Here is a 13,919-nt window from a genome sequence, read left to right on the forward strand (position 1 = left end):
TTGGCGTGGGCGCTATGGCGTCACGGCTTGATTCGTCACCCCCCGGAATCACGGGGATTCAGTTTCGGGCGCGTGCTGCTGGCCGCTTTTCATGAGGGGTACGCGCGCCTGAAAAAAGGTTTCCTGGATGGCGGAAAGGGACGCGGGCGGCCAGTTGTTGGCCTTTAAGAGGCCTTCGTAGATGGTCCAGCGATTGTTGTTTTCGCTCATGACCACGAGGGCTTCCCGATCACGCTGAGCGCTGGTGGTCGCCTTCTTGTAGGCGCTGCTGCGCTGCACCGCGATCAGGCCGTTGTCTTCTTCGATTCCGAAGCCGCTGTCGAGAAACTCGGACACGAGGGTGTGGCGAATGGCGCGGGTGCGCACCGCCTGTTTGATCTCCGGTGTATCGACCACGATACCGCCGACGGAATCGAGGGCAAACTCTTCCCGGCCCTCCGCGACAATGGCTTCGATGGACGCGGCGACCGCCTTGAGGTCATCGGCGGGCAGGGCCGAGTAATCGGGCTTCATGCTGATAAACGCGTTGGTGGTGCTGCAACCCGCGAGAGCCACGAGAGCGACAACGAATACGACTGCTTTTTTCATTTGCTTCCTTTTTCCGGTGCCAGCACCACTTGATTCTTGCCATTGCGCTTGGCCTGGTACAGCGCCTGATCGGCGGCGCGGAGCAGGTCTTCGGCATTCAGCATCACATCATGCTCCAGTATACTTACCCCGGCGCTGATCGTCACGCGGCGATCTTCGGGAACCTCGCGAAAGGGCGTGTTCGCAATGATGGCGCGAATACGTTCGCCCTCGACCTCGGCCCCCTCCCGCCCGGTCTGGGGCATGATGACGACAAATTCCTCGCCGCCGTAACGGGCGATAAGATCGCTCTTTCGAACGCACTTGAGGGTGCGCTCCGCGATTTCCTTGAGCACCAGATCGCCCGTCAAGTGGCCGTAGGTGTCGTTGAGCTTCTTGAAGTCATCCACGTCAAAGATCATGCACGCCAGGGGGAGGCGATAGCGGCTCGCCCGGTCGAATTCCTTCTGCATATGGTCGCGGAAGTGCCGATGATTGTAAAGTCCGGTCAGACCGTCCGTAATGGCGAGGCGTTCGAGGCGCTCGTTCGCCACCTGGATACTTTCAAAAAGCTGGGCGCGTTCCAGCGCATTGGAGGCGGCCTCGGCGACGATCTCGAAGAAGCTGATTTCCCGCGGGGTGAAGTTTCCTTCGAAGCGGGCGGCCCGCAACAGCAACGAGCCCACGTGCTGATCAAAGAGCACGATGGGGATGACGACGAGGCTGTTGATATTGGCCTGTTTAAGCTCTTGAACGAAGGGCTCGGAGGCCTGAGAGGTGCGGGCGTCGTTGACCAGGACCTTCTGATGGGTGTTCATGCTGTGATGCAGTTCGGGATACTTGAAGAGCTCGATGGTCTTGTCCACTACGGTCGCATCTTCATGGGAAGCCATGACGTGGCCGTGGGGATCCCCACCCCAGATGCGGACGATGGAGCAGCGGTCCGAACGAACCACCTTGGAAATGTGCTCGACGAATACGAAGAGAATGTCGTGTGCTCTGCGCTTGGCCGAGATGGCCTTCAGGATTGCAAGCACGGAGAAGAGGTCCGCCTTGTCTTTGGCGATACTCTCGTGCTGCACCGCCTGAACCCGCGCGTGTGTCGCCATCAAGTCCATGGCCAGCAAGGACATTTCCTTGTCGCTCGGTTCGGGGATTTCGGCGACCGCGGCGGCGTGCGCCCCATCCCAGCTACCGATGGCGGCGAGGCAATCGAGGAGGGCGTCGGCATTGACGCGTTTGAGCGACCAGCCGCCGGTAAATCGGCCTTCACCCAGGTGAGAGCCGAGGAGGGTGAGGGTGATGTGGTTCGATATGCAGACGAAGAGACGATCCGAGGGCAGGAGAACCGAAGCGCGAATACTGGCCAGGGTCCCTCCCGGAATGGAGGCGGCGAGGATGGTGGTCCCCACCCACTCGGGAATGGCAGCGCCGCTATCGGCGACCAAGGCCAGGGTGGCTTCATCGGCCACGACCACCGCCCCGCCGTCCGCGCCGGTTTCCAGACGCTTGAGACACTCCTGAAGCAGGGTGAGATAAACGGCGTGATCATGGAGGGGGATGAAGGTGGAGAAGGAGGTGTTGTGGGCGACAAGGAGGCGGTCTAATAGAGGAGATTCCATACGCGCTTTGGAAGTACTTTCTTTTGATCGGGCGGCCCTGTTCCCGCCGACGCCACAGCGTGGCGGTCTCCGGCGGAGGTCCGAGACAACGAAAACGGACCGGGATGCCTATGGTCGTAAAGTAAGATCAAGCTGGACGCCATCGATAACGAAACCCGACCGGGGTATCGACCGCTCAAGTCCAGCCAAAACGCCCACACCAACCATCGATGGCGACTCGCATAATTATCGTTTCCCCCGCCCCGATTGTCAAGGAAAGGTTCAGGCCGCCGTCCCTTTGGCGTGAATCGACCAGTCGATTTTCTCGACTACTTCAACCGGAGTGGAGCGTACGATGAGGTCGAAGAGTTCTTCCGCCGCTTCGTTTCGAAGTCGCGGGCACCCGTGGGACTTGTAGTAGCCGATGGTTTCCGGAGCAATTGTGCCGTGAATTCCCAGGTCGGTGGGCAGGCCCTCCTCGGCCGGCACCATAGGCATCCACCGTGTCCCGAGTTCATTGGCGGGGTCGTTGGGCGGAACCGGCGTTCCATTGGGGCGAAACCAGGTCGGGTCTTTCTGTTTGTTGCCGATGGTGTACTTCCCGAGGGTGGTCTCGTATCCCGGCATTCCCAATCCGGTGGGATAGAGCTTAAAAGGCCCCTGGTTGTCCATCAGGTAGAGCCTGCAGGTACTGCGCTCCACGATAATGCGGAAGTCCTTGGGGGTATGTTTCAGGCGCTGGCCGGGATGAAGGTTGCCCGCGTCCGAGATTCCATTCGCGCGTAAGAGCAGGCCCTGGGTGGTGTTAAGTTTGATGCCGATGCTGGTCATGGTATCGCCGGACTCGACGGTGTAGTACTTACTCTCGGGCGTTTCGAGCTGGCCGAATATGAGAGATATGTTGAGCCGACCCATTTCTTCCAGGGCGTGCATCCAGGTTTCCGATTCAATCGGGGCGTCGTTCAGGGCATCGCGGTAATAGTCCCGCGCGACGACGGGTCCTTGCTTCTTTTCGGCCAGGCGCCCCAGCCCGATCAAGGCGGGCGCCTTCAGGCCTTTAGGCGAGGCCTTGATAATTTCTTCGTACTGTTTCCGCGCTTCCTCCACGCGATCCTGTCGTTCGAGGGCTTCTCCAAAGGAAGCGGCAAGCACGGGATAGTCGGGACTGTTGGGGTAGTCGGAAAGGGCGGACTGCAAGAGTTCGCCGGCGAGGGGCCAGGCGCCCGCTTCCCGGGCGAGGTCGATACGCATGCGCAGCAGGTCGTAGCGCCGTTCGGGATTGCTCTCCGAGGCGAGCCCTTCATCCAGGAGGGCGGCGGCGGCGGCGGCGTCCCCGCCCTCGCGCTGCTGCCGGGCTTCGGCGAGAATATCCCGGGGCGCCGCGCCGGGCACCCAACTCTGCCAGAGCCCCTTGACATGGGGATAGGCCTGGACTACGGCCACGAGCGCCACACAAGCGATTGCCGCCCGAAAAAAATAGCGAAACATGCCCGGCTTGCTGGGCCGGTTTGGCGTGTATTGAGATACCATTTGAACTACCAGGCGGTCAGATTCTGGACTCGGCCATTCTAGAGAGGTCCATCAGCATTTCGGTGACGGATTGATAGCGGCGATCGAGCGGGCGACGGAGTGCTTTGAGAATGATGCGGTCCAAGAGCGGGGAAACTTCTTTATTGTACGTGGACGGCGGCTCGAATTTGTACTTACGGTCGCAGATCTGTTTCTGGATAGCCCGTGTGTCGTTGCCGTCACAGGGGTGGCGGCCGGTAAAGAGTTCGTACATGGTGATACCGAAGGAGAAGATGTCCGAACGCGCGTCGAGTTTCTGCTTGGTCAACTGCTCGGGCGACATGTAAAGTCGCGTGCCGCCGCTTTCCTTCATCCACCGCGTGCGCCAGTTGGCATTGGACTTCGAAAGACCAAAGTCCACGATCTTTACCTGGGAGCCATCGCGCGAGAAAAGGAAGTTGGCGGGCTTGATATCGCGGTGCACGACATTATTCTGGTGGAGGAAATCGAGCCCCTGACAAAGACGGATGCAGAGGTCGATCATCTGCGCCATGCTCAGGTCGCGATCATGGATGTGTTTTTTCAAGTCGTAGCCGTCGATATACTCCATGAGCAGACAGCGGCGCTTGTTCCCGGCGCGATCCTCCTGGATTACGATTTCCTTGTGCATCTTGATGATCGTCGGGTGATTCAACTCGGCGGCGATGAGAATTTCGCGGCCGAGATAGTCGCGCTTCTTCTTGCGCTTGTCCAGATCGTAGCGACGGTCCAGCACCTTGATGGCGATAGTGCGGTCATTGGCGCGGTCGATGGCCTTGTACACGGTTCCCATACCGCCGCTGCCAATGGGCGCGATAATCTCATAGGGTCCAACGTGCGTCAGTTCGAACTGGGACTCGTCCCCGGTTTCGAAGCCCGGTTTCCCGTCTTCACCCGAGGAGGGGTTGTTCGCTGCTGCAAGTGCCTTCTTTCTTCTGCCAAACCATCTCATAGGATGCTCCCGATTAAGTACGCTCCGATCATAGGGACATTCAGCACCCTAATTCAATGTCATGGTGCCCCCCCCTTCCACGAGGCGACGCCGGCGGGCACGGCAACCTCTTTCATGAGGTCGTTCAACACCAGATCGGTGGTAACGCGGCGCAACCGGCTCTCGGGATTGAGGATGAGCCGATGTTGCAAAACGGGCACGACCAGGACCTTGATATCGTCCGGAATGACGTAGCTCCGCCCCTGCACCGCGGCCAGGGCCTGTGCCGCGCGAAAGAGCATGATAGAGGCCCGGGGGCTTCCCCCGAGCGTCAGGTGGGTCGAGTCCCGGGTGCGATTGACCAGGCGAACGATGTAGTCGCGCACTTTCTCGTGGACGAATATTTCTTTGATGGACTGCTGCATCCGCTGGATCGTCTCGGCGTCTGTAACCGCCTGGAGCGAATCGATGGGGTGCGCAATGCGTGTATTCTCAAGGATTTTCAGCTCCGCCATCATGTTGGGATAGCCGACGGAGAGGCGCATCATGAAACGATCCAACTGGGCTTCGGGAAGGGGAAAAGTGCCCTCGTGCTCCACGGGGTTCTGCGTGGCGAAGACGGTGAAGGGCTGGGCCAGCTTGTAGGTGCGACCGTCCACGGAGACCTGACCTTCGGCCATGGCTTCCAACAAAGCCGACTGGGTCCGGGGCGTCGCCCGGTTTATTTCGTCCGCCACCAGCACCTGGGAAAAAATGGGCCCCCGGCGGAACTCGAAATCCTGTCGTTGCTGGTTGTAGATGGACACACCGCTTATGTCGCTGGGGAGCAAATCGGGCGTGCACTGGATGCGATTGAAGGAGCAGCCGCTGGACACGGCGAAGGCCCGGGCCAACATGGTCTTGGCAACGCCGGGCACGTCTTCGAGCAGGACGTGGCCTCCCGCCAGGTAGGCGGCCAGCGCACTCTTGACCACCTGGGGCTTGTCCAGGATGACGCGCTCCACGTTGGCAATGAGATCTTTGATAATCTGTCGAAATCCGGCCACAATCAAACCCTTCCTGTGAAACAGTTTGGGAGGATAATACATGGGTTGAGCGGGAGAAGCAACCCGCAAGTTTTCACGGTTCGACGTATTTTGACCGGGTTGACAGGTCCCGCCAGGGCTGCTATGCTGAACTTGTGTCGTTCAGATGAAATCGTGAACCCAACCCGAGGGGATCATCCCATGTTTAGCCCTCCCACTGGCTGGAAATACCTCACAGCCGTCACCCTTGTTGCCGCGCTGCCAACATTCAGCCCCGCCGATGAAATTACCGTAGACGGTGTCCACCACAAAGACGTGTACGTCCGATCGACGGCGCGCATGTATTACATCCAGACGCCGGACGATGGCAAGGTGCTCTCCGTCCTGCGCGAGGACGTGGCGCCAGAGTCTGTCGTCATCACGGCGGACGAAGGCGAACGGGCGGCCCTGCTCGCGCGGTGGAAATCGAACAATTCGGGCGAGAAGCAGGCGGCGAAAGTGCGCGACGCGATGGCCGATGCGGCCTCTTCCGAAGCTCAGGCGGCCTCATCCCCCACGACCCTCCAGGGCCGGGGCACGGGCGTGGGCGCGGAAATGCGGGCCATGCGTTCCAATGGGTATATCCCCTACATCAAGCTCAAAGATGTGCCCCTGGGTCAGGCGCTGGACGCTCTTCTGCGTCCCCTTGGTCTGGACTACAAGGTCTATGGCGACATTGTTTACATCAGTTCGCCGGAGTTGCTCCAGCGTGAAGCGCCGGGCGGCATGGTGACCCGCAGCTATGCCTACAACGGAAACGACACACTGCACAAGATTGTGCTCCGCAATCAGTTTGGTGTGTCATCCATCCCGCAGATGGGTGGCCTGGGCGGTGGCTTCGGCGGCCAGCAGGGCTTTGGCGGTGGCTTCGGCACGCCGGGGGCGGCCGGTGGTCAAGGCGGCTTTGGTGGTCAGGGCGCCGGCGGGTTTGGCGGAGGTGGGGGCGGTGGATTTGGCGGGGGCGGGGGTGGCGGATTTGGTGGGGGTGGCGGCGGCGGCGATGTAACCGGAACCAGCAACATCAGTGATCTGTTTTCCACCATCGATGATCGCTTGGTGGGCGAAGCCCCTGCGCAGATTGGCAGCGGATACTACTTCCAGGATTAAGCCCGGCCTAACCGGATGAGGCGCGGCCCCCAAGGTGGGGAACCGCGCCTCACGTTTTTGGGGGAACCTACCAGCCCCGCTGCTTCATAGCGTTCATGGATTCGCGGTCGGTGGCGCGGGGCGGGTCGACCGAGAGTGCGGTCACTTCTTGACGCGCTTCCAGGCTCAAGCGGTGATCCAGACAGGTCAGTGTATTTTCGAATTGTTCCAGGGTCCGGGCGCCGAAAAGGGCTGAAGTTACGAGGGGGTGGCTCATGACCCAGGCCAGCGCCAGGGCGGCGGGTGACACGCCTTTTTCTTTCGCATAGGCCACGAAGCGCTGGGTGATTTCAACGTATTGGGGGTTGTCATAGCGCTGACGATACATCTCGGCCTCCTTCAGTCGGCCCGAGCCTCCTTCGAGGTACTTTCCGGTGAGGAGTCCCGCGCCCAGGGCGTTGTACGGCACCACGGCAAAGCCTTCGTACTCCGCCATGGGCAGGATTTCCACTTCGACCTGGCGCTTCACGAGGCTGTACATGGGTTGAACCACGGAAATCGGCGCGAAGCCACGGGCTTCGGCGGTGGCTTGCGCGCGCAGGGTCTGCCACGCGGAAAAATTGGACACTCCGGCGTAGTGGACCTTGCCCTGCTCGATCAGGGTGTTCAGCGCGCCCATGGATTGCTCGATGGAGACGTTTTCGTCCCAGTGGTGCAGGTAGACAATATCGATGTAGTCGGTCTGAAGCCGTTTCAGGGATTTCTCAACCGAGCGAATGATATTGCGCCGGGAAATGCCCTGATCGTTCATGCCGCCGCCGCTGGGAAAGAAAACTTTGGAGGTGAGTATGATCTGATCGCGATGGGGCCCAATCCAACGCCCCACGATCTCCTCGGTCTTTCCCAGATTGTAGTTGTGCGCGGCATCGAAGAAATTGATGCCCGCTTCGAGGGCCCGCTCCATGAGGGCTTGCGAGGTCTTTTCGTCCGCCTCATTGCCGAAGGTCATGGTGCCCAGGCACAGCTCGGAAACCAGCAATCCGGTTTTTCCCAATCGATTGTATTCCATGGTGGGTTCCTTTCATCACGGGCGCGACGAGATATGTGGGTCGTATGGGTCTTATGGTGTGTGGGTATGTCTGCTCAACGGGGCGGCTATTTCAGGTTGTCCGCCGAGGCGCGCTATAGTACCATGGTCCTGGCGGGCGCATCACCCGTCGGCGGCTTTGGTCAGTGATCGCGGCAATGGGCGGGACATGGACAAACAATTTCTGGCAGATGGCTACCTGGAGGCCCTGGCCTGGCGCGACGGCCTCACCCCGCGTGCGGCCGAGGCGGTACCGGAACGCGTGGTGCAGCAGTTGTGGTACGACCGAACGCGGAACGCGGGCCTGCTGAGCACCCTGGAAGGGCACCAGCTTGAGGTGGTCTCGCCGGGCTGGTGGAATTTCTGCGCGGGTCCGGACTTTCAAGGGGCGCAATTGCGCTTCAACGGAACCCTTTTCAAGGGCGATGTGGAAGTCCACCTGGACCAGGCCGCCTGGCGACATCACGGCCATGATCGGGACCCGCGCTACAACAACGTTCTGCTTCACGTCCTGCTGAATTCGCCACCGAATCCCATGCCGGTGTTGACCCATTCCGGTCGCGCCCTCCCCCACTTCGTCCTGAAATCATTGCCGAGCGTGGAAGAGAGCGTGGGACAACTCTTCGACGTGGAGGAGCACCCGGAGCTCGCGCCGCGCGCGCACGGAAGCTGCAATCGATTTTTTGCGCAGGGCGCGCCGGAAGCCCTGACGGGTTTCCTGCCGCTGGCCGGCGACTGGCGCATGCTGAACAAGGCGCGGCGCATGGAGGAGCAGATCGCGGCGGTGGGTCCGGACCAGGCGGCCTACGAGGCCATTTTCGGCGCGCTGGGTTATCGCAACTTTACGGTGCCCTTCCAGCGACTGGCCCGCGCCCTGCCCTATGAACGGGCCGCCCAGTTGAGTCGACAGGAACCTCACCTGCTGGAGGCGGCCTTGCTCCACCTGTCGGGGCTGCTGCCCGACCAGTCGACCGGCGAGGCCAAGGCAGTGCCGCATCTGGAGCGCCTCCACGCGCTTCGCGCGGAGCACCTGACCACGCTTCGTTCGCTGCCCCTGGAATGGCCACTGGCCGGGGTGCGCCCGAACAATTATCCGAGCCGCCGTATCGCGGGAGCGGCGGGCCTGATCGGGCGCGTAGCCCGGGATGGCCTCGTTTCCTCGCTGGAGCGGCTGTGGCGTGAGCATGCCGGGCCGACGGCGTTGCGAAAGGCCTTTGAAGGGATCTTTCCCCGCCCGCTGGGTTTCTGGTCGCGCCACTATCGCTTCGACGGCCCGACGCTGGCGAAAGCGACGGCGGTGGTGGGTACGGGGCGGGTGCGCTCAATTATCGGCAACATTTTCGTGCCCCTGGCGCTGGCGCGGGCGCGGATGGCGGGCGATCAGAGTTGGGAAGAGCAGATCTTCACCTTCTATCGAGCGTTGCCGCTGGAGCCGGACAACCATGTCTATCAACGCATGGCCCCGCGCGTACTGGGCGATACGAAGCTCCGGCTTAACTTCCGCCTGCAGCAGGGCCTGCTCCAGATGCACGAGGACTGGTGCCGGAACAATCCGAGCTGTCGCGATTGCGCGCTGCTGGCCTATCTGGAGCGAGGCGCGCGCGCCTCAATCACATAGTCGAGGGCGTGGACGATCATGGCGAACTGAAGGGCTACCTGCGAACCCAGAGACAGGGTGCGCAGCTTGAAGTCCGCCGCGAGTTTGACCAGCGCCTCCGGTGTACCCACCGCGCGGGCCACGTTGAGGGCGTCCCGAAAACGATAGAGCACGGGATCGTCCAGGGCGGGAGGAACATCGAGCAGGAAAAGGGGCAATTCCGAAACCATGCAGAGGGGGTCGTCCCCGGTTTTCATGGCCATTTCCATGGAGCTGGGAAGAAATCTTGCCGCCATGTCGGTATCGCCCAGCCCGAGGAAATGCTCTTTCATGGCCGTGCTGGTGGGGGTGGTGGAGAATCCCTGCCCGATGCGGGAGAAGCCTTTCTCGCCGTTGCGCTCCAGCTCCATCAGGGGCAGGCCCCCGTCGCGGCACAGCCTTGTCAGGGAGTCCATTAAAGCCTGGCATCGCGTAGCCCAGGGCGCGTTGATCAGAAACCACATGCCTTCGGCCCACGCCATGCCGTGGAGCGAGAAATGGGCAACCACCGGGCCGTGGCGCCAGAGGAAAGGGATGGCGGCGCGACACTCCGGGCGGGCCTCGGCGTCTTCAGAGAATCCGAACTCCACATCATCGCCCGGCAATTCGCGAACGGTATGGGCGAGGTAGGTCTGGAAGTCCGGGCAGGTGGAAAACCAGGCGCGGTTCAGGTCCGCGCCATCGGGGTTCATCTGGGGAGCGACCCGAAAGGTAAAGGCCTCAAGCAGGTGCGGCGCGTGGGTCCGAAGAAGTCGTGGAAGGGCTTGCGCGGTCATGGGGCCGACGGGTTCGTCGGCGTGGCAGCCCGCCGTGATGGAGACGAGCAGGGGGCCGGAACCCGCCACGTAGCCAAAGAGCGGCTGGCCTTTCCGGGACTCGCCGATCAAGCTGACACACAGTCCGGGCTGCGCGTCGAGGCATTCGCCCACCGCAACAGCGTCGCGAAAGGCGATGTCTTCCGGGCTTATCACGATACCCGTCGGGTGGATCAGACTCGGCATGTCGCGACCTCTCATTCCGCCGGATCAGGTGGCGGGCCTGGGTGCGGGGAGTTCAACATTCATGGACGTGCCGCCGCCAACGCGTGGCTCCATCCAGATCTTGCCCTTGTGTTCGTGGGCAATGCCGTAGGCCACGCTGAGCCCGAGTCCCATGCCCTCGCCAAAAGGTCGGGTTGAAAAGAAGGGGTCAAAGATTTTGTAACGCACGGTCTCCGGAATTCCGGGGCCGTTATCCGCCACTTGAATGTGAATACTGCCCTCGGTCATCGCGGTCATCACCCAGACGTTGCGGCGGGACTCGGGCACTTCCAGAAGGGCCTGATGGGCATTGTGCACGAGATTCAGGAAGAGGCGGCGTATGGCGTCCGGCTGAGCCAGAATGAGGGGCACGGCGCTGTCGTAGTAGGCGTGGATTTTCACGTGGTCGACCCGCATCTGGTAGGCGCGCAGAGAGACGACTTCCTCCACCAGGCTGTTCAGATTGACGGTCTCCAGTTTCTTACCGTAGCTGCGGGTGAACGTCAGCATGTTGGCGATGATCTTGGCGCAGCGATCCGCCTCCTCGGCAATCAGGGCGGCGCGCTGCTTGCGCCTGGGTTCCATTTCGGAGGACAGGAGCAATTCGGCATAGCCCAGGATGGCCGTCATGGGGTTGTTGAGTTCATGGGCGATACCGGCCACGACGTTGTCCATCGCGGCCAGTTTTTCCGCCTGAAGGCATTCGCGTTCGAGGTTGACGCGCACGGTCAGATCGGTGATGAGCGCAAGCCAGCAGGCGCCGACGTCGTCCGGCTCGGGGAGGGGCAGGAAAACGATTTCTACGGGTAGCTCCGCGCCAAAGGGGGTACTTGCCGAATAGGTTCCATCGATGGGATCGCCCACATCCGAGGAAACAAAGCGCGGATCGAGGCGAATCCCGTCTTCGCCTTCCGCGGCACGGAGTGCGAGTCCAATCAGATCCTCGGGCTTTCGCGCACCGAACAAGGTGGCGGCTCTCCGATTGGATTGGAGCACCCGATAGGATTGATCGAGCTGGAGCAGCCCCTGGGAACAGTTCTCTACGAGTAAATCGGTATACCTGGCGGCCCAATGCGTCAACCCGTGTACTCCCTAAACCTGTATGGTCATTTCAAGACGAACCCTGGCGCCGCAAGCGCATGCGACACCACCCCGTTCCGGCTGGTTGCCGGCCCCAGATCGTCCATTCTATCCCCCGGACACGGGCGCTTCAATCCTTTCCTGTTACCACTCGGATTTCCATTCCCGCCAGAGCAGCAGGAGGAACTTCGAATCACGTATAAGATAGCGATGGGCCATGCGCGAGGGCTCCTGGAGGATACGCCAGACCCACTCCAGGCCGAGGTTCTGCATCCACACGGGGGCGCGCTGGATGGTGCCCGCTACAAAATCGAAGGAGGCGCCAACGCCGAGAAACAGCTTCGCACCGGCCTCTTTGTGGTGGCGCCAACTCCAGAGATCCTGCTTCGGAGCGCCCAGGGCCACGAAGCAGATATCGGCGCCGGACTCGCGCACAAGATCGATGGCTTTCTGATTCTCCACGGGGTTCTTTTCAAAACCCAGGGGGGGCGAATAGCTGCCGGCGACTTTGAGCCCAGGGTATTTCTCCGCGAGCTTCTTACCGGCCATTTCCGCCACACCCTCTTTCGCGCCGAGAAGGTAGATGGAATAGCCTTTCTCCGCCGCGTATTCGCTTAGCCAGTAGATCAGGTCGGATCCGCTGATCTTGGCCTTGATCGGCTTCCCGAAAAGTCGGCCCGCCCATACCAGGTACATGCCGTCGACCAGGACCATTGCCGCGTCGTAGTAGGCCTGTCGAAAATCCGGGTTCTCGTCGAACTCGACGGCGTGGTCCACATTGGGCGTGACCACGAAACCTTGTTCGTTCGCGTCGACGTGCCGACCTATGGCCTCCAGCGTTTCCTGGAGGTTGAGGTTGTTCATCGGCATGTTGAACAAGGTCACCGTTTCGAGACCGCGCTGCGCGCATCGGGGCGTGCCCGGACCATGGCTTGGGGAATTGCTCATGAAATTTGTTCTCATTTCTTACGGCCGGACCACACCGGCCTGGGTTCAGGAGCGCGCGGTGCTGCCCACCTCGCGGATAATATCTACGGTCTGCTTCACGTTGTCACGCCAGTTGTATAGTTTCGCGCGCTGGAGGCCCCGCTCCACGCAGCGGGCACGGAGGACATCATCCGTCAGCACCCGCTCCATGGCGCGGGCCATCGAATTCACGTCGTACGGATCGAAGAGCTCCGCAGCGTCGCCGGCAATCTCGGGCAAACAGGAAATGTCGGCACAGGCCACCGGTATGCCGCAATTCATGGCTTCTACAATGGGAATGCCGAATCCCTCGAAGAGGGAGGGAAACACAAACAGGTCGGCCCCACGATACAGGGCGGGAAGATCCGCCGACGGGGCAAAACCGGTAAAGACGATGCTCGACGCGCTCGGGGAGTTCTCCGCCGCCTTGTGGACTTCGTCGGCCCGGCTCCAGTCGCTTCCGGCAAGCACGAGCTTGTGGGGCAGGCCGGTTTCCTGTTTGAGCTGGTTGAAGGCCTCGATGAGGCGAATGTGATTCTTGCCGGGGTGGTCGATGCGGGAAATATAGAGCAGGTAGGGCGCGTCAACCCCGTAGTTCCTCTCCACGATGGCTCGCGCCTCCGCCTTGTCACCCGGCTGGTAGGTCTCGTGATCCACGCCGTTGTAGGTGACCGATACCCGTTCCTCGGGGATGCCGGTGTAGGACACGATATCTTTCTTGCTGGTCTCGCTGACGGTCAGGAGATGGGTCTGACGGCGCAATAACCTGGGCAGCACGCGAAGATTGTAGAAGGCGTGGAGGGCGTCGTACTTATCTGGAACGTGGAGAATGCCCAGATCGTGGCAGGTGGCCACCGTCGGGCAGGGCAGGTTCCAGGGAAGGCGGCGGTTGCCGCCGGGGATAAACACGACATCGTAGCCATTGGCGCGACACAGACCGGGAAAACCGACCTGATGCCAGAGAATGTTGATGGTCGCCTTGCGCAGCTTTTCGGACTGGACGATGCTCTTCAGTCCGGGGTCGTGATCGGTATAGACCTTTTTTTCGTCTTCATACAGAATCACGTCAAACTGCATGTCGGGGCCAAATTCACGGCAGTAGCGTAGAAATTGGATGATGTATTGACTTACACCGGACTTCCCGCCGTCACCGCCGAAGGTCGTCACAAGGACTTTCATGCAAAATAACTCCAAGGTATAGAGGCGACCCATCCCCCGATGATGGTGCCGCGCGCCGTATTTCGTGATCGTAAAGATTTGGTTAGGAGAATTCAATCAGTAAATTGTTGACAGTTTACCATATTCGGTCCCCGCCCGGTGGATACCTGCCCCAA

At 60.9% G+C, this 13,919-nt stretch carries 12 protein-coding genes; 2 read left to right on the forward strand and 10 right to left on the reverse strand.

What is annotated here, in order from left to right:
* Positions 1–48 precede the first annotated feature (48 nt).
* The 5 genes from JNK74_09405 to JNK74_09425 form a co-directional block, all read right to left on the reverse strand.
* Complete coding sequence (locus tag JNK74_09405) at positions 49–588, reverse strand: hypothetical protein (GenBank protein MBL7646388.1); 540 nt, start codon at positions 586–588, stop codon at positions 49–51.
* On the reverse strand, positions 585–2,189 hold the full coding sequence (locus tag JNK74_09410; protein MBL7646389.1) for a sensor domain-containing diguanylate cyclase: 1,605 nt from the start codon (positions 2,187–2,189) through the stop codon (positions 585–587). The genes JNK74_09405 and JNK74_09410 overlap by 4 nt, the downstream gene beginning before the upstream one ends.
* Before the next feature lie 261 nt (positions 2,190–2,450).
* Positions 2,451–3,656: a L,D-transpeptidase family protein gene (locus tag JNK74_09415; GenBank protein MBL7646390.1), complete on the reverse strand. Its 1,206-nt coding sequence runs from the start codon at positions 3,654–3,656 to the stop codon at positions 2,451–2,453.
* A gap of 58 nt (positions 3,657–3,714) precedes the next feature.
* Complete coding sequence (locus JNK74_09420) at positions 3,715–4,668, reverse strand: serine/threonine protein kinase (protein MBL7646391.1); 954 nt, start codon at positions 4,666–4,668, stop codon at positions 3,715–3,717.
* Positions 4,669–4,727: 59 nt separating this feature from the next.
* Positions 4,728–5,735, reverse strand: a complete 1,008-nt coding sequence (locus tag JNK74_09425; GenBank protein MBL7646392.1) for a MoxR family ATPase — start codon at positions 5,733–5,735, stop codon at positions 4,728–4,730.
* A gap of 138 nt (positions 5,736–5,873) precedes the next feature.
* Between JNK74_09425 and JNK74_09430 the strand changes: the two genes are divergently transcribed.
* Positions 5,874–6,818, forward strand: a complete 945-nt coding sequence (locus tag JNK74_09430; GenBank protein MBL7646393.1) for a hypothetical protein — start codon at positions 5,874–5,876, stop codon at positions 6,816–6,818.
* Between the two features lie 67 nt (positions 6,819–6,885).
* On the opposite strand, the gene JNK74_09435 is transcribed toward JNK74_09430, so the two are convergent.
* Entirely contained in the window at positions 6,886–7,866 is a 981-nt protein-coding gene (locus JNK74_09435; GenBank protein ID MBL7646394.1) for an aldo/keto reductase, read from the reverse strand.
* Positions 7,867–8,053: 187 nt separating this feature from the next.
* Between JNK74_09435 and JNK74_09440 the strand changes: the two genes are divergently transcribed.
* Positions 8,054–9,502: a DUF2851 family protein gene (locus JNK74_09440; protein MBL7646395.1), complete on the forward strand. Its 1,449-nt coding sequence runs from the start codon at positions 8,054–8,056 to the stop codon at positions 9,500–9,502.
* Here JNK74_09440 and JNK74_09445 read toward each other — a convergent pair.
* From JNK74_09445 to JNK74_09460, 4 genes are all read right to left on the reverse strand, one after another.
* Entirely contained in the window at positions 9,466–10,521 is a 1,056-nt protein-coding gene (locus JNK74_09445; GenBank protein ID MBL7646396.1) for a peptidase M14, read from the reverse strand. The genes JNK74_09440 and JNK74_09445 overlap by 37 nt on opposite strands.
* Positions 10,522–10,545: 24 nt before the next feature.
* The gene (locus JNK74_09450; GenBank protein ID MBL7646397.1) at positions 10,546–11,619 is read right to left on the reverse strand and encodes a hypothetical protein; all 1,074 of its coding nucleotides are present in this window, start codon (positions 11,617–11,619) and stop codon (positions 10,546–10,548) included.
* A gap of 144 nt (positions 11,620–11,763) precedes the next feature.
* Positions 11,764–12,567, reverse strand: a complete 804-nt coding sequence (locus JNK74_09455; GenBank protein MBL7646398.1) for a WecB/TagA/CpsF family glycosyltransferase — start codon at positions 12,565–12,567, stop codon at positions 11,764–11,766.
* Between the two features lie 45 nt (positions 12,568–12,612).
* Entirely contained in the window at positions 12,613–13,764 is a 1,152-nt protein-coding gene (locus JNK74_09460; GenBank protein ID MBL7646399.1) for a glycosyltransferase family 4 protein, read from the reverse strand.
* Between the last annotated feature and the right edge of the window lie 155 nt (positions 13,765–13,919).

It is taken from the genome of Candidatus Hydrogenedentota bacterium (genome assembly GCA_016791475.1).
Taxonomy (GTDB): domain Bacteria; phylum Hydrogenedentota; class Hydrogenedentia; order Hydrogenedentales; family JAEUWI01; genus JAEUWI01.

Coding starts and splice junctions, on each gene's coding strand:
- JNK74_09415 (MBL7646390.1), bottom strand. CDS start 3,656: ATGTTTCGCTATTTTTTTCGGGCGGCAATCGCTTGTGTGGCGCTCGTG.
- JNK74_09410 (MBL7646389.1), bottom strand. CDS start 2,189: ATGGAATCTCCTCTATTAGACCGCCTCCTTGTCGCCCACAACACCTCC.
- JNK74_09455 (MBL7646398.1), bottom strand. CDS start 12,567: ATGAGCAATTCCCCAAGCCATGGTCCGGGCACGCCCCGATGCGCGCAG.
- JNK74_09460 (MBL7646399.1), bottom strand. CDS start 13,764: ATGAAAGTCCTTGTGACGACCTTCGGCGGTGACGGCGGGAAGTCCGGT.
- JNK74_09405 (MBL7646388.1), bottom strand. CDS start 588: ATGAAAAAAGCAGTCGTATTCGTTGTCGCTCTCGTGGCTCTCGCGGGT.
- JNK74_09420 (MBL7646391.1), bottom strand. CDS start 4,668: ATGAGATGGTTTGGCAGAAGAAAGAAGGCACTTGCAGCAGCGAACAAC.
- JNK74_09430 (MBL7646393.1), top strand. CDS start 5,874: ATGTTTAGCCCTCCCACTGGCTGGAAATACCTCACAGCCGTCACCCTT.
- JNK74_09440 (MBL7646395.1), top strand. CDS start 8,054: ATGGACAAACAATTTCTGGCAGATGGCTACCTGGAGGCCCTGGCCTGG.
- JNK74_09445 (MBL7646396.1), bottom strand. CDS start 10,521: ATGCCGAGTCTGATCCACCCGACGGGTATCGTGATAAGCCCGGAAGAC.
- JNK74_09425 (MBL7646392.1), bottom strand. CDS start 5,735: ATGTATTATCCTCCCAAACTGTTTCACAGGAAGGGTTTGATTGTGGCC.
- JNK74_09435 (MBL7646394.1), bottom strand. CDS start 7,866: ATGGAATACAATCGATTGGGAAAAACCGGATTGCTGGTTTCCGAGCTG.